The following is a 15,225-nucleotide window of genomic DNA, read 5'->3' as shown; positions in this document are numbered from 1 at the left end:
TTAGGTTTTCTTAATAATGCAAATCTAGGGTTTTGCTTTTTAAATTAAGCCTCAAAACTACTTTCCATTTCTTCTAATTCCATCATTAATTCAAGCATTTGCTCTTCGACAGATTCAAGTTTGGCTTTTAATTCTGTTTGCTCATTCATTAGTTTGAGTAAGTCATCTTTTCGACTGGCTTCATATAAAGCACTGTCTGCTAATAATTCCTCGATTTCGTTTAAGCGTGGCTGAATTTTGCTGATTTGCGCTTCATTTTTTTCAATATTTTTACGAATCGGGCGGGTCAATTCACGCTGACGTGCAGCTTCTTTACGCTGCGCTTCTTTATCGACTTTAGAAATCGTCGGTTTAGTTTCAACTTGAGATTTGATGGGAATAGGGGCTTGTTGGCTATTTTTCATCATGTCAATCCGTGCTTGACGCAGCCAATCGGCATAAGCCACGAGGTCGCCATCAAATTCACGACATTTTCCATGATGTACCAACAATAATTCGTCACAAACGCTGGCAATCAATTGACGTTCATGTGAAACCAAAACCACAGCACCTTCAAAATCTTGCAGCGCCATTGTTAGGGCATGACGCATATCAAGGTCTAAATGGTTGGTCGGTTCATCTAGAATTAAAACATTGGGGCGCTGCCAAACAATCAAAGCCAAAGCTAATCGTGCTCGTTCACCGCCTGAAAAGCCTTCACTTGGCGTATCCATGCGTTCGCCACTAAAACCAAAGCTACCTAAGAATGAACGTAATGCCGCTTCACTGATTTTTTTGTCAGCAATTCGAGATAATTGCAACATCGGGCTGGCATTGCCATCTAGAGCATCCATTTGATGCTGAGCAAAATAGCCAATATTCAACAGTTCAGAGGCTTTGCGTGTCCCTTGTAATAAGGGAAGGTCTCCAACCAAGGATTTAATTAAGGTTGATTTACCTGCACCATTCATTCCCAGTAAACCAATGCGACTGTTTGGGGTAATCTGTAAATTCACATTGGTGGCAATCAGTTTGTCACCATAGCCAATATCGACATGTTCCATTTGCAGCAGCGGTGAGCTCATTTTGGTTGGCTCACGGAAACTAAAGGTAAATGGTGTATCGACATGCGCGGCAGAAAGTTCCTGCATGCGTTCTAATTGTTTAATACGGCTTTGAGCCTGTTTGGCTTTGGTGGCTTTGGCTTTAAAACGGTCAATAAATTTTTGGAGATGCGCACGGGTTTCAAGCTGCTTTTCATAGGCTTGTTGTTGTTGTGCCAAGCGCTCAGAGCGGGTGCGTTCAAAGGTCGAATAGTTGCCGGTGTAAAGTGTCAGCTCTTGATTTTCGATATGTAAAATATGATCAGTCACCGCATCTAAGAAATCACGGTCATGTGAAATCAAGATTAGTGTACCTTCGTAAGCTTTTAACCAATCTTCTAACCACAAAATCGCATCTAAGTCTAAGTGGTTGGTTGGTTCATCGAGTAATAAGAGGTCGGAACGGCTCATCAGGGTACGCGCAAGGTTTAAACGCATACGCCAACCACCAGAAAAGCTTGAAACATTGAGCTGCGACTGATGTTCAAAGAAACCCAGACCAGCCATCAGTTGTGAGGCTTTGGATGGTGCTGTATAGCCATGGATTTCATCAAATCGGCCATATAAGTGTGCCAACGCTTCATTGTCTAATTGTTCTGGATGTTCAAGTTTATGTTGTATATCCCAATATTCTTCATCGCCTGATAGAACGAAATCAATCGCTTTCATATCGAGTGCTTTGATTTCTTGTGCCATATGCGCGACGGTCCATACCGCAGGACGAGTCAATGAGCCGCCATCAGATTCCATTCCACCTAAAAGCGCAGAAAAAAGAGTCGATTTACCCGCACCATTTACACCGGTTAAGCCGATTTTCCAGCCTGGATGCAATTGCATAGATGCTTTTTGAAATAAAACACGCCCACCGCGACGAATGGAAAGTTGGTCTAACTGAATCATGGAACTAACTAAACAAGAAGAATGTGGGGCTATTCTAATGGATGGCTTTGCAAAAGAAAAAACAAAGCATCGCAACCATCTGAAAAAATGTGACAGATTCCACGTATTTAGGTATATTGAACGGGCTTTAGTATTAAAAAAATATTTCAAGTTGTTGTTTTAAATGGATTAATAAAACATATTGGGAATATAAGAAATGAGAAAAGGAATTTTAATTTTATCGCTTCTTTCAGGTGTGATGTCTGCACAAAGCTATGCCAATCAGAAGGTTTGTGTGTTCGATTTACTTGGAAAAGCGGGGGAATCTTATAAGCTGATGGAAGAGTGGTCTCTGGCCAGTAAGGCATGGGGAGCACAAGTTCAACTGATTTCATATCAAGATGAATCCAAAGTCGATAAAGATTTTAAAGAAGGGAAATGTGACGCGTTTTATATGACCTCGATGCGGGCACGTGCGTATAACAAATTTGCCGGTTCGATTGATGCCATTGGCGGTGTACCGAATAATACCATCGCGCAAAAAGCCATTACCTATGTCTTAGATAAACGGAACAGTAAACGACTGATTAGCAATCTAGGTAAAGATAGTTATGAAGTGGCAGGGATCGGGCAAATTGGTTCAGCCTACATTTTTGTCCGTGATCGCAATATCAATAATTTAGAAAAAGCTGAAGGTAAAAAATTTGCCATTTTGCATTATGATTATGCGCAAAAAGTGATGGTCGACCGTGTTGGCGCTGTGCCAGTGATGTCAGAAATTTCTAATTTTATTCGCAAGTTTAATCAGGCCGAAGTTGAAATTGTGGCTGCGCCAGCTTATGCCTTTAAGCCACTTGAAATTTCAAAAGGCTTAGGCACTACCGGGGCGATGGTGAATTTTCCTGTGGTGAATGTCACGGCAGACCTGATTATTCATAATAATAAATTCCCAGAAGGTTTTGCTGAACCTTCTCGGCAATGGTTTGTTAAGCAATTACCAAAAAGTTTTGCCATGGTGAAACGTATGGAAGCTGAAATTCCTGCCAAATATAAGATGAATCTCAGCAAAGATGATCAGTTGAAGTATCAGAAAATATTGCGTGAAGGACGGATGGATTTAACCAAACAAGGGATCTATGACTCCACCATGATGACGGTACTAAAAAAAGCCCGTTGTACGATTGAGCGAACCAATTTTGAGTGTTCAGTGGCGGGTGAATAAGCTTTTTTCTGTATTTCTTTGTAAATTTTGATGCAATCGCTGTAAATGTAAAAAGCCATTTTTGCAAATATAAGATGATGATTATATTTATAATTTTAGTTTGAATAAAAAGTGATATACATCACAGAAAAACAGAATATGCCAAAATGACATAAATAAATGGAGTAAATGCTCTATTTTTTTTAAATTAACTTGCTTAATATCGGGCTTGTGTAAGGACACCTCTGAACCATAAAAAGATTTGAAAGGAAAAATAGAATGAAAAAAACGCTCCTATCATTGGCTACGTTTGCTGCAATTGGCTTTGCTGGTTCAGCTCAGGCAGCAAAAGTAGATATCTGTGTATTTGACTTACTAGGTAAGTCAGGCGAGTCATATCAAATGGCTCAGGAATGGGCGCTTGCAGCAAAAGGCTGGGGTGCTGAAATTAACTTAATTCCGCGTCAAGACGAAGCAGTAGCCGACAATGACTTTAAAGCGGGTAAATGTGACGGTGTATTTATGACCGCAATGCGTGCGCGTCAATACAACAAATTTGCAGGCTCTATTGATGCGCTGGGTGGCGCACCGAGTAATGCGATTGCGCAACGTGCGATTACCTTTGCATTAGACCAACGTAATGCTGCAAAAATGGTTAGCAACCTAGGTGGTAAAAAATACGAAGTGGCGGGTATTGCCCCACTGGGTTCAGCATTCATCTTTGTCAAAGACAAGAAAATTGACTCAATTGAAAAAGCAGCAGGTAAAAAGTTTGCAGTTTTAGGCTATGACGAAGCACAAAAAATCATGGTGCAACGTGTCGGCGCTCAAGCTGTGATTTCAGATGTATCTAACTTTGTGGCGAAGTTTAATAATGGTCAGGTGGATATGGTGGGTGCGCCTGCATATGCCTACAAACCATTAGAGATCTATAAAGGTTTAGGTACCAATGGTGCGATGTTTAACTTCCCAGTTCTACAAGTGACTGCGGACTTTATTATTCGTCCTGATCAGTTCCCTGCAGGCTTTGGTCAAAAATCACGTGATTGGTTTGTGAAACACTTACCGAAGAGTATCGCGATGATTAACCGTCTAGAAGCGGGTATTCCTGCGAAATATAAACTTAACCTAAGTGCAGAAGATAAAACCAAATATCAAAAATTACTGCGTGAAGGTCGTATGGATATGACGAAGCGTGGCATTTATGATGCAGGCATGATGTCTGTTTTGAAAAAGGCACGTTGTTCTGTCGATAAAGCCAATTTTGAATGTTCACTTGGTGGCGAATAAGCTGATATTTAAAGAAAAAAGTCTGGATTTATCCAGGCTTTTTTTTGCAAATTTACAGGTCATTCTCGCCATTGAGTCAGCAAAATATTCAGGTAATCTAAATTCAAATCGAGGGCTGTGAGTCAATAGAATCGAACTCAGCATGACCCAAAATTCAAAAAATGGTTAAAAACAAAAACAGTAAAAAAACAAGGAAAGTCAGTATGAAACAATGGACAAAGGCATTGAGCGTTGCTGCTGCATTAATGGCGGTAAATGGCGTAGCTCAAGCGAAGCAAGTGGTATGTGTATTTGATTTGGTTGGTAAAAATGGTGATGTTTTTACCCTGATGAAAGATTATCAATTGGCGGCAAAAAACTGGGGTGCAGACATTGAGCTCCGCGTCGGTCAAAATGAAGCGGTGATTGCAGAAGATTTTAAAGCTGGTAAATGTGATGGGATCAGTGTTACTGGTATGCGTGGTCGCCAATTCAATAATTTTACCGGTTCTTTAGATGCCATTGGTGCGATTCCAGATTTGAAATTGGCCGTAAAAGTTATGCAAGGTCTTGCAAGTCCAACATTTGCTAAGAGCATGGTCAATAGTAAATATGAAGTGGCAGGTGTGATACCTGTTGGTGATGCCTATCTGTTAGTGAATGACCGAAGTATTAATACTGTCGCTAAAGCAGCAGGTAAAAAAATTGCGGTGCTAGACTACGATGAAGCACAGAAAATTATGGTGCAGCAGGTCGGGGCTCAAGCGGTCAGTGCCGATGTAACCAATTTTGGCGCTAAATTTAACAATGGTCAGGTAGATATAATTGGGGCACCTGCTGCGGTGTTCAAACCATTAGAATTACATAAAGGTTTAGGCAGCAAAGGCGCAATTGTCAATTATCCAATTTTACAAGTGACGGGAAATATTATTATTCGCCCAGATAAATTCCCAGCGGGGTATGGGCAAAAATCACGTGATTGGGTCAAAACACAATTACCTCGTGCATTCACGATATTAGGCAAAATGAAGTCAGAAATTCCAGCCAAATATTGGATGGATGTTCCAACTGCAGACAAAGCTGGTTATCAAAAAATGATGCGTGAAGCGCGTATCGATTTGACTAAACGTGGTATCTACGATAAGCGAATGATGAAACTATTATGGCAATTCCGCTGTAAACAAGATCCGAAAAACTTCGAATGCGCATTACAGGAAGAAAACTATAAATAAATTTTAAATGAATCTTGAGAAAAATACTCTGATTTAACTTTAAACTGTAAAGACTGACCATATATTGAGTATGTTATACTTGAAATATGGTCTTTTCTTTTTAAAGACACCCCAATGACTCAGAGGAATCCATCATGAATGCTCAAGCACTTGTGCTGACTGACAATGCTGCCAATAAAGTACGCCAATTGCGTGAGAGTGAAGGTAATCAAGACCTTATGTTACGTGTATATGTGACTGGTGGTGGTTGTTCAGGTTTCTCATATGGGTTTAATTTTGCTGAAAGCCAAAACGAAGATGATGCTGAATTTATCAATGGTGATGTGAAGATGTTGGTTGATTCACTGAGCTATCAATATTTAGTTGGTTCAACAGTCGACTATATTGAAGGTCTTGAAGGTTCTCGATTTGTGGTTCAAAACCCGAATGCGACAACCACGTGTGGATGTGGATCTTCATTCTCGATCTAATCGCGATGATGAATTGAGCCATAAAAAAGCCCTCATTTAGAGGGCTTTTTTAATGTTTAAAATCAATATTAGGCTTCAAATTTTAGTGCTTCTAATAGATCTAAAATTACGGTAGTCACGTCTTGAGTCAATTGATAATTATTAAAAATTTCATATGCCGTAATGGTGACATCGGTATCACTCGGAAGCAGGCGTTGTTCTTCTTCGATGAGGTCACGGATCGGCAATAGGGTTTGTTTGACCTGTAAATGTAAGACATCTTTAAACTCAAGATTTTCGTCTTCGAGCTCAATTAATTGCTCATTAAAAAAGGGTAAAAGTACCGCATGGAGATAAGGTTGAATGTCTGTAATATCAAAAATCTCAATATCACGGGTTTGTTCAATCGTGCTGATGTGGTCATTCACTTCAATTAAGATATGGTAGTAACTCACATTGCTCTCCACGTAAGATGTCATTGATATAAGGGAATTATTGCAAATCAACAATAACATGAAATGCTAATTATTGTTGGTGAATCCTATAATATCCTTATAGATTGTATGGTTTTTTTGCTCAGGGTATTCTAACGATAATATAGTAATCCTTGGTCTGCTGGCATCAGTTTAAAGTTTTCTAATTGTTGCGCGCCTAAAATTGGGTACATTAATGCAGCAGGGTCATTATGGTGAGATAAGCCGAGAGCATGTCCGAGTTCGTGGGCAAGGGTAAGGCGTAAATCATCTTCGGCATCAAATTGATAAATCTGAATCTGATCGCCCATAAAGACACCTTTATGAAACTCTCGAGCAGGAAAGCGCTGACTGGCTTGTATCACGCCTGCATTATATTGATCGATTTGCTGGTTATAGCTTAAGACTTGTTGGTTAAATTGATCATTTTGCTGATTAAATCGATCTATTTCTTGGTCTAATTGCATCGCTTGTGCTTTGACTTGCGCAAGTTCTCTTTCAACGCGTTGCATATTGGGGCCTTGCGCATGTTCGATTCGACTCCAACTCATACGTTCTTGTGACAGCTGTGCGATTTCCGCACGAATCATGGCTTGTTTTGATCGGAGCTGTTGCTCATTCATCTCCAGACCTTTTCTCGAATTTGCTAAGTTCTCGGCATATAAATCATTACGGGCTTTATCTGCGGCTAAGGTCTTTTGGACTTGCTTATAGGCATTGTATTGTTCTTGGCGATCATCATAAATTAGATGGATCGCCAGTTGTGCATTTGGGTCATAGATAAATAACGGTTTGAGTGCCCCTTTATGCCATATCTCTGCGGCTTCTTGGCTAAGTTGAATGACTTGTTGCTGGCTTAATCCAAAACGCGGATCGACATCAGCAACCCGATAACGCAGTCGGGTATCGAGAGGGTGTAAAAGTCGATCTGAAATTGAATTAAATTTCAGTTGAGGATGCTGCTTGGTTTGATAGATCCACCAAGTACTCAAAACGATGACAACAATAATTAAAATCAAACGCATAGCGTCGCAAAACTTGTTTATTTTGCATTAATTTAACTGAAATTTAGCGCTATGCAAATCTAAGTTTAGCCAGATTGGCAGTCGAGAAGAATGTGGCTGTTTGAACGTTTGCGTGTTATTTGAATATAGTCTGATGCAGATGAAATCATCTACAAAAAAAACCGCGCTTTCGCGCGGTTTTTTTAAGCTTTGAAAAACTCAGTTAAAGCGACAAATTATTTTTTGTCATCTTTCACTTCAGTGAACTCAGCATCTACAACGCCGTCATCTGCTTTTTGAGCTTGACCTTCAGCACCTTGGAAAGCGTTAGGATCAAAACCTTCAGCACCGCCTTGACCTTGTGCAGCTTCATAAGCACGTTGAGTGATCGGCATAATGATGTTTTGAAGTGCTTCAGTTTTCGCTTTGATTGCATCTACATCGTTTTCTTTAGTCGCTGCTTCGAGCTCAGCTACAGCAGCATCGATTGCAGATTTCTCATCAGCAGTTACCTGTTCGCCAAGATCTTTTACTGCTTTTTGAGCAGAAGAAACAAGTGCATCAGCTTCGTTACGTGCTTTCGCTAATTCTTCAAATTTACGATCTTCTTCAGCATTCGCTTCAGCATCTTTGATCATCGCTTCAATTTCAGCATCGCTCAAACCAGAGTTAGCTTTAATTTGAATTGATTGCTCTTTACCTGTGCTCTTATCTTTTGCAGATACTTTCAAGATACCATCAGCGTTGATGTCAAATGATACTTCAATTTGTGGTACACCACGTGGAGCAGGTGGAATATCGCCCAATTGGAAGTTACCCAACAATTTGTTTTGTTGAGCCATTTTACGTTCACCTTGGTAAACTGAAATGTCTACAGCTGGTTGGTTGTCTGCAGCAGTTGAGAACACTTGAGATTTCTTCGCAGGAATCGTCGTGTTTTTCTCAATGATCGCTGTTAACACGCCACCCATTGTTTCAATACCAAGTGTAAGCGGAGTTACGTCAAGAAGAAGTACGTCAGTTTTATCACCTGAAAGTACTGCACCTTGAATCGCAGCACCCATCGCTACAGCTTCATCTGGGTTCACGTCTTTACGTGGCTCACGGCCGAAGAACTCTTGTACTTTTTGTTGTACAAGTGGCATACGAGACTGACCACCCACCAAGATTACGTCAGAGATGTCAGAGGTTGAAAGACCTGCATCTTTAAGTGCAATCTTACATGGTTCAATTGTACGAGCAACCAATTCAGCAACTAAACCTTCAAGTTTAGAGCGAGTCACGTTGATCACTAAGTGTTTAGGACCAGTCGCATCTGCTGTGATGTATGGAAGGTTGATTTCTGTTGCATTCGAAGAAGAAAGCTCGATTTTTGCTTTTTCAGCAGCTTCTTTTAAACGTTGAAGTGCAAGCGGATCTTGTTTCAAGTTTACGCTTTGTTCTTTCTTGAACTCTTCAACCAAGTATTCAATTAATGCATTATCGAAGTCTTCACCACCAAGGAATGTATCACCGTTTGTAGACAATACTTCGATTTGTTGGTCGCCATCAAGGTCAGCGATTTCAATGATTGATACGTCGAAAGTACCACCACCTAAGTCGTAAACCGCAACTTTACGGTCGCCTTCTTTTTTGTCCATACCGAACGCAAGTGCAGCAGCTGTTGGTTCGTTGATGATACGTTTAACATCTAAACCAGCAATTTTACCTGCATCTTTAGTCGCTTGACGTTGAGCATCGTTAAAGTACGCAGGAACAGTAATTACCGCTTCAGTTACTGTTTCACCAAGGTAGTCTTCAGCTGTTTTTTTCATCTTTTTCAAGATTTCAGCAGAGATTTGTTGTGGTGCAAGTTTCTTGTCGTTTACATCAACCCAAGCATCGCCATTGTCAGCTTTGATGATTTTGTAAGGTACAAGGCCGATATCTTTTTGCACAGCTTGGTCTTGGTACTTACGACCGATCAAACGTTTGATTGCAAATAATGTGTTTTTAGGGTTAGTCACTGCTTGACGCTTAGCAGATTGACCGACAAGGATCTCGCCGTCTTTATACGCAATAATAGATGGGGTTGTACGAGCGCCTTCAGCGTTGTCGATTACTTTTACTTTGTCGCCTTCAAGTACTGCTACGCAAGAGTTTGTAGTACCTAAGTCAATACCAATGATTTTCGCCATTTGGATGTTTCCTCTAAAATTCTTTTACGATGTTTTCGCTTGTTATCCGATATGAGAGCCAATCAAAAATTTTCAAGTAATATTGGTTAAAATTTTTAATTCGTCTCAGAAAATTTGTCTTTATGCACCAACCATAACCATAGCAGGGCGTAATAGACGACCGTTTAAGCTATAGCCTTTTTGCAATACTGTCCCAATTTCATTTGATTTGGCATTTGGATCGATGCCCACAGCCTGATGAAGATCTGCATTGAAACCATTTGCAGTATCCACAGCAACCACACCAAATTTTTCTAAAGTGCTGAGCAATGATTTCAGTGTAAGTTCTACACCTTCAGATAAACCTGATTTTTCATCACCTGCCGCAGCAATCGCGCGTTCAAGGTTATCAACTGACTCAAGCAATTGTTTTGCAAATTTTTCCAGCACAGTATCTTTATGCTTTTCAGATTCGCGTTGAATGCGCTCTACACTTTTTTGCGCTTCATATACGGCATTTGCAGTACGTGCTTTTTCAAGTTTTAAGCTTTCTTCTAAATTGGTGATTTGTGCTTGTAAATCTTCAACTGAAACTTCAGCTTGCTCGTTTTCAGCTTGAGTTTGCTGTTCTGCTTGCTCTTGTTGAAGATCTTGAGCGTCTTGGTTTTGCTCAGTCGCCATTGATTTACTCCGTTTAAATGGGTTCTTAAACATGTTCAGTCCTTATAGCTGTGCGTTCAAACGACATCGATGCGTAACTGCCATGCGTTTTGAATTCATGATTAATAAAAGAAATCGGGGCAGGGGATAAAAATTCAAGCGAAGTCAGCGATTAAATGCAGTTTTTTATTCAAATAAATGGTTTTTCAGCAAAATATCGACTGCAAAATTAAATTCTATGAAAATATAAATTATTGATTTGAATGTATAATCATATTTTGATCGGATTTATAGATTTTCATCATAAATTTTAACGGTTTCTCTTTGTGCCTGAAAATTTGCATAATTTATCTATCGGAAGTGACCATATCCACTGGAGAGAGGGATATGGTGACTACCTCTAGATTTTAGAAACACTTTTCCATGCTGATTTCCCAAGAATCAGCATTTTTTTTGCCTCAAAAAATAGTGGTTAATATTTATACATAAAAACTCTTAGTATCAGTTTTATTAAATATTTCACAAAAAATGATCAGCACAGTATTCTTTGTTTCAGATTCTATCGCTGTAGTTTCTTAATTTATTTCAAATGTGTTTTTCATGGCCTGCTTCTCTCATAAGCAGGCTTTTTTTTGCATGAAATTTATAAAAACAGCCACTTAAGTAACTGAGTTGCAAGTTTTGTTGAACTTTGTTGTATTCAAAAGCTGTGATCACGCTTTATTCAAAATCATTTATATTTATTTTTTTAATAAAAAACAAAGCACTTGAGTTAAAAAATGATGTAAAGCCTTAAAACGAAAGAAAACCGCCTAATTAATAAAACATTTCATAAGCTGTACCGTGCCTCGTACAAAGTACAACTCAGAAGGTGGGAACTTCACAGAATTTTTTTCCATTATGACTCGGGCAAAGTTGAGCTTTGCTTTTAATGATTCAATGAAGGAAATAATGAAGATGAAAAAAATTGGTTTATTCGCTGTCGCAGTTTTAGGTTTTGGTTTAGCTGCGGTGGGTTGTACTTCTCAAGAAACTGTAGAATCTCCGGAAACCGCACAAGTAACGTCTGCAACTGAAGCATCTGTAACGACAGAGCAATCGGGTGCTGTGGTTCAAGCAGATCCATCAGCTCAAGGTGCTGAAGTTCAATCTGCGCCTGCACCACAACCTGCAGTTCAGCAATAAGATTGTTTAATGCTCTCTGACCTGTAACAACAGGCAGTCAAGAATAGACAGAAGATAGGATGCCTCTTCTGTCTATTTTCTTTTCTATTGCTTTTTTTTACCTTTTCTATTTTTAGTGAACGAAAAAAAAGCCCATCATGTAGATGAGCTTTTTACTTTTAACCGATCTGCAAAAAACAACAATTAACGGCGATTTTCCCACGCGCGACGACGTTCTTCAGCCGCTTTACGTTGTTGATCTGATGCCTTTCTTAAATCTTGAATATTTTTTTTGCGCTCTTGCTCAATTTGTTTTCTACGATCTTGACTGGCTTTACGGCGCTGTTCTTCTAAGCGCTGACGCTCTTTGCTGACTTTTTGACGATCTTGTTCAGCACGTTTACGACGTTCAGCTTCAGAGTATTTACGCTGTTGTTCTAGACGGTGACGTTCGAGTTCGTTTTTACGACGATCCCACTCTTGTTGATTTTTACGATTCTGTTCCCAGTTACGCTGGTCAAGTTGCTGCTTTCTACGTTCGAGCTCTAAACGATTACGTTGTTGTTGCTGACGTTCCCATGTACGGCGGTCTTGTTCATAACGACTGTCGTAACGGCGATCATAACGATTATCATAGCGTCGATCATTATGATCATAACGGCGGTCATAACGTTGATCATAACGTCCATCGTAGTAACCATCTTCAGGGAATGCTACGCAGCCTACAGCCAAAAAAGCAGTCGCAAAAGACAGAAGGATGATCTTTTTAGCCATGGTGAGTATCCTTTATCGAGAATGGGTTAGCATAATCAACCCATAAAACTTGGGTAAATTGTCAATGACAACTCTATAAAAGAAGATTAGCTTAACTAGGTCTGTACTATGTATGTCGATGTTGAGACTTATATGTGAATATGGTCACATTTGACCTAGATCATGTAGAAAGTATGAAGAGCATAATTCGAAGGATAGAGCATGTTTGCATTGAATGAATCACTTAAAAATATGAAAGATAAAGGCCAAGGTACGGCTGCTCGGTTACTTGATCGTCTTCCTAACTTTGCCAAAGAAAGCCTCGCAAAACGTCTCGATTATCCGTTTATTTTTCCAGAATTAGATCCGCTGGTGAAATGCATGATGGCGGCTCAACTCAAGCAAGGTAAGTCAGGCTTTGTGACCGAAGACTATGTGAAGTCTCGTAAATTATTTGATTTACAGATGGAGTCGATCAAGACCAAGCCGACCTTTGTGAAACAAGTGCAAGATATACGTCTACCTTTACAAAGTGCTACGCTGTTTGCGCGTCATTATCATCCTGCTCCAAATAAAAAATTACCGATGATCGTGTTCTATCACGGTGGTGGTTTTGTGGTGGGTGGTCTAGACACGCATGATGAAGTTTGTCGTTTATTGGCCGTGCATGCCAAAGCACAAGTTTTAAGTATTGATTATCCACTCACGCCAGAGGCCAGCCCAGCTCAATTAATGCAAAGTTGTGAAGATGCCTTGGCTTGGACTTATCAAAATAGTCGTCAGTTTAAAATTCTAAAAAATCGAATTGCGGTGGCAGGGGATAGTGCAGGCGGCAATATTGCTACCGCAGTTGCGCAGCGCAGTGCTCAGAAAGTTTTTGCCCCGCAAGCTCAGCTATTAATTTATCCTGTGGTGGATTTCAAAAGTCGCCACCCATCTTTCTATGCTTATAAAGATGGTTTGGTTCTGACTGAAAAAGATATTGATGTCGTAACGGCTTTATATGCAGAACAACATGCAGTGGCCTTAGATGATCCATTAATTTCACCAACCTATGGAAAATTGGCAGGTATCGCACCCGCGTATATCGTGACAGCAGGGCATGACGTTTTACATGACGAAGGTGAAATTTATTCGCATAAACTCCGTCAGCAAGGGGTGAAAGTGTTTTATCAAGAATATACCGATCAAACCCATGGTTTTATCAATTTAACCCCGGTTTCGCACCGAGCTAAAAAATACGTGATCGAGATCAGTACGAAGTTCCGTAAATTTTGGGATAAACGTAGCTAATCATTCCTTTATATAAAGTAAACCCAGTGTTTCACGTGAAACACTGGGTTTTTATTTATTGGGTTATTTATCTTGGATTTTTGCAGCAGGAAAAACGAGGCTAAATTCTGGGACATAAAAGCTTTGCAATAATCGTGCTTCAGAAAAATTTGGAAAAATATCCTGTGTGTTGTGCCATTCTACCTGTTTCAGTTTAGATAGCCGTCCGCGAAACTTTGGTGAAAATTGATAGCGCTTACCTTCCCACGCTTGTCTGATTTGCAACATCGCTGCAGGGATATGATGACTATTAATATAGAAAGAACGCTGTAAACGTGATTTTTTTAAACGGATCTGCATCTTTTGTTGTTCAACTTCTATAGTACAGACCACTTCATTGTCATGTTGTTGCCATTCAAACTTTGCCAACTCTTTAGGAATACCCCAGAGTTTTTGACCATAAATGACAGAGATATCTGTCGAAACATAAATCTTAGGTATCGAACTTAACCTTTTCTTACTCCATAAAGGGTGATCTAAAATCAGCAATTCGTCATAAGGACCCACAGGCGAATCATGGTATCGGACCAATAACACCTGAACCACACGACCCAAAGCTGATGTCGCTAAACGGAACATTTGCGCTTGTTGGATAAAACTCGGAGAGAGCCAATAATTTAAAATAAAAGCATCGCCACGCAGTTGCCAAGGCGGTAAATGTGTCAATGGAGTGTCCGACGGTATTATTTGCGTCATCATTGTTCTCGTTTTAATAATGGCAGAATAATTACTTTTTAATCATCAAAGACTAATATACAGTCAATAACAAGTACGAGATCAACCAGAAGAGTTAGCAAATGTTAAAACAGATTTTATTTACAGCAGCACTTGGCTGTGTGAGCTTAAGCAGTTTTGCTGCCAATACTATTGTCGAAATGAAAACCTCTCAAGGCAATATTGAAATTGAACTATTCAATGACAAGGCACCTATCTCAGCAAAAAACTTTGAAAGCTATGCAAAAGAAAAATTTTATAACGGTACAATCTTTCATCGCGTGATTCCTGGATTTATGGTTCAGGGTGGGGGCATGGATGTCAAAATGCAGGAGAAGCCAACAAAAGCGGCGATTAAGAATGAATCAAGTAATGGCTTGAGCAATAAACGCGGCACATTGGCAATGGCACGGATGAATCATCCTGATTCAGCAAGTAGTCAGTTCTTTATTAATGTTGCAGACAATGAGTTTCTCAATAAAAGTGCAATGAATGCGGGATATGCTGTTTTTGGTAAGGTCACTAAAGGTATGGATATCGTCGATAAAATCGTAAAAGTTCCAACTGCGAACTATGGAATGCATCAGAATGTCCCTGTAAACCCAGTAGTTATACAGAGTGTGGTGATTAAAGCAGCACCTGTAAAAAACTAAGCGCACAAAATAGGAAAAATATTTTACATGATATTTGTAATAAATATCATGTATTTATGTGAGTAAAGTGTGTTTTTTGAACCATAATGGTGCATAAAAATAAAACACTCGTGTTCTTTGTGAGTGAAAAGCACTTGCGCGTGTAAGAAATTGCCCTATAATGAGCACCATACCGACGAGATAGACGGAAACGAACGAAACGCA

At 39.7% G+C, this 15,225-nt stretch carries 14 protein-coding genes; 7 read left to right on the top strand and 7 right to left on the bottom strand.

What is annotated here, in order from left to right; all coding sequences use genetic code 11:
* Positions 1–44: 44 nt before the first annotated feature.
* The gene (locus FTU29_RS15265) at positions 45–1,982 is read right to left on the bottom strand and encodes an ATP-binding cassette domain-containing protein (protein ID WP_180086020.1); all 1,938 of its coding nucleotides are present in this window, start codon (positions 1,980–1,982) and stop codon (positions 45–47) included.
* A gap of 196 nt (positions 1,983–2,178) precedes the next feature.
* Here FTU29_RS15265 and FTU29_RS15260 point away from each other — a divergent pair, with 196 nt between their 5' ends.
* From FTU29_RS15260 to erpA, 4 genes are all read left to right on the top strand, one after another.
* Positions 2,179–3,183: a putative solute-binding protein gene (locus FTU29_RS15260; protein ID WP_180122689.1), complete on the top strand. Its 1,005-nt coding sequence runs from the start codon at positions 2,179–2,181 to the stop codon at positions 3,181–3,183.
* 258 nt (positions 3,184–3,441) lie between these two features.
* The gene (locus tag FTU29_RS15255) at positions 3,442–4,452 is read left to right on the top strand and encodes a putative solute-binding protein (protein WP_078194442.1); all 1,011 of its coding nucleotides are present in this window, start codon (positions 3,442–3,444) and stop codon (positions 4,450–4,452) included.
* A gap of 203 nt (positions 4,453–4,655) precedes the next feature.
* Positions 4,656–5,663: a putative solute-binding protein gene (locus FTU29_RS15250; protein ID WP_111885715.1), complete on the top strand. Its 1,008-nt coding sequence runs from the start codon at positions 4,656–4,658 to the stop codon at positions 5,661–5,663.
* Between the two features lie 134 nt (positions 5,664–5,797).
* The gene (erpA, locus tag FTU29_RS15245) at positions 5,798–6,133 is read left to right on the top strand and encodes an iron-sulfur cluster insertion protein ErpA (protein ID WP_078194440.1); all 336 of its coding nucleotides are present in this window, start codon (positions 5,798–5,800) and stop codon (positions 6,131–6,133) included.
* A 68-nt stretch (positions 6,134–6,201) separates the two neighbouring features.
* Here the strand turns inward: erpA and FTU29_RS15240 are convergent, their stop codons facing one another.
* From FTU29_RS15240 to grpE, 4 genes are all read right to left on the bottom strand, one after another.
* Positions 6,202–6,579, bottom strand: coding sequence for a hypothetical protein (locus FTU29_RS15240; RefSeq protein ID WP_171263823.1), 378 nt, complete (start codon positions 6,577–6,579; stop codon positions 6,202–6,204).
* Positions 6,580–6,698: 119 nt separating this feature from the next.
* Entirely contained in the window at positions 6,699–7,610 is a 912-nt protein-coding gene (locus FTU29_RS15235; protein WP_180122687.1) for a matrixin family metalloprotease, read from the bottom strand.
* Between the two features lie 215 nt (positions 7,611–7,825).
* Positions 7,826–9,766 carry a molecular chaperone DnaK gene (gene dnaK / locus FTU29_RS15230; RefSeq protein WP_078194438.1) on the bottom strand — a complete coding sequence of 647 codons (1,941 nt, stop codon included), beginning with the start codon at positions 9,764–9,766 and terminating at the stop codon, positions 7,826–7,828.
* Between the two features lie 120 nt (positions 9,767–9,886).
* The gene (grpE, locus tag FTU29_RS15225; protein WP_111885723.1) at positions 9,887–10,426 is read right to left on the bottom strand and encodes a nucleotide exchange factor GrpE; all 540 of its coding nucleotides are present in this window, start codon (positions 10,424–10,426) and stop codon (positions 9,887–9,889) included.
* A gap of 936 nt (positions 10,427–11,362) precedes the next feature.
* Here grpE and FTU29_RS15220 point away from each other — a divergent pair.
* Complete coding sequence (locus FTU29_RS15220) at positions 11,363–11,590, top strand: hypothetical protein (RefSeq protein ID WP_257226945.1); 228 nt, start codon at positions 11,363–11,365, stop codon at positions 11,588–11,590.
* Positions 11,591–11,773: 183 nt separating this feature from the next.
* On the opposite strand, the gene FTU29_RS15215 is transcribed toward FTU29_RS15220, so the two are convergent.
* On the bottom strand, positions 11,774–12,343 hold the full coding sequence (locus FTU29_RS15215; protein ID WP_180122676.1) for a hypothetical protein: 570 nt from the start codon (positions 12,341–12,343) through the stop codon (positions 11,774–11,776).
* Between the two features lie 201 nt (positions 12,344–12,544).
* Between FTU29_RS15215 and FTU29_RS15210 the strand changes: the two genes are divergently transcribed.
* Positions 12,545–13,615, top strand: coding sequence for an alpha/beta hydrolase (locus tag FTU29_RS15210; RefSeq protein ID WP_078194436.1), 1,071 nt, complete (start codon positions 12,545–12,547; stop codon positions 13,613–13,615).
* 63 nt (positions 13,616–13,678) lie between these two features.
* Here the strand turns inward: FTU29_RS15210 and FTU29_RS15205 are convergent, their stop codons facing one another.
* Positions 13,679–14,350 carry an acetoacetate decarboxylase family protein gene (locus FTU29_RS15205; RefSeq protein ID WP_180122674.1) on the bottom strand — a complete coding sequence of 224 codons (672 nt, stop codon included), beginning with the start codon at positions 14,348–14,350 and terminating at the stop codon, positions 13,679–13,681.
* Positions 14,351–14,451: 101 nt separating this feature from the next.
* Between FTU29_RS15205 and FTU29_RS15200 the strand changes: the two genes are divergently transcribed.
* The gene (locus tag FTU29_RS15200; protein WP_180122672.1) at positions 14,452–15,021 is read left to right on the top strand and encodes a peptidylprolyl isomerase; all 570 of its coding nucleotides are present in this window, start codon (positions 14,452–14,454) and stop codon (positions 15,019–15,021) included.
* Positions 15,022–15,225 lie beyond the last annotated feature (204 nt).

This window comes from Acinetobacter sp. YH12086, from assembly GCF_013419345.1.
In the GTDB taxonomy this organism is placed as follows: Bacteria; Pseudomonadota; Gammaproteobacteria; order Pseudomonadales; family Moraxellaceae; genus Acinetobacter; species Acinetobacter amyesii.
This window is presented reverse-complemented; position numbering and strand designations above follow the sequence as displayed.

Coding starts and splice junctions, on each gene's coding strand:
- FTU29_RS15265 (WP_180086020.1), bottom strand. CDS start 1,982: ATGATTCAGTTAGACCAACTTTCCATTCGTCGCGGTGGGCGTGTTTTA.
- FTU29_RS15260 (WP_180122689.1), top strand. CDS start 2,179: ATGAGAAAAGGAATTTTAATTTTATCGCTTCTTTCAGGTGTGATGTCT.
- FTU29_RS15255 (WP_078194442.1), top strand. CDS start 3,442: ATGAAAAAAACGCTCCTATCATTGGCTACGTTTGCTGCAATTGGCTTT.
- FTU29_RS15250 (WP_111885715.1), top strand. CDS start 4,656: ATGAAACAATGGACAAAGGCATTGAGCGTTGCTGCTGCATTAATGGCG.
- erpA (WP_078194440.1), top strand. CDS start 5,798: ATGAATGCTCAAGCACTTGTGCTGACTGACAATGCTGCCAATAAAGTA.
- FTU29_RS15235 (WP_180122687.1), bottom strand. CDS start 7,610: ATGCGTTTGATTTTAATTATTGTTGTCATCGTTTTGAGTACTTGGTGG.
- dnaK (WP_078194438.1), bottom strand. CDS start 9,766: ATGGCGAAAATCATTGGTATTGACTTAGGTACTACAAACTCTTGCGTA.
- grpE (WP_111885723.1), bottom strand. CDS start 10,426: ATGGCGACTGAGCAAAACCAAGACGCTCAAGATCTTCAACAAGAGCAA.
- FTU29_RS15220 (WP_257226945.1), top strand. CDS start 11,363: ATGAAAAAAATTGGTTTATTCGCTGTCGCAGTTTTAGGTTTTGGTTTA.
- FTU29_RS15215 (WP_180122676.1), bottom strand. CDS start 12,343: ATGGCTAAAAAGATCATCCTTCTGTCTTTTGCGACTGCTTTTTTGGCT.
- FTU29_RS15210 (WP_078194436.1), top strand. CDS start 12,545: ATGTTTGCATTGAATGAATCACTTAAAAATATGAAAGATAAAGGCCAA.
- FTU29_RS15205 (WP_180122674.1), bottom strand. CDS start 14,350: ATGACGCAAATAATACCGTCGGACACTCCATTGACACATTTACCGCCT.
- FTU29_RS15200 (WP_180122672.1), top strand. CDS start 14,452: ATGTTAAAACAGATTTTATTTACAGCAGCACTTGGCTGTGTGAGCTTA.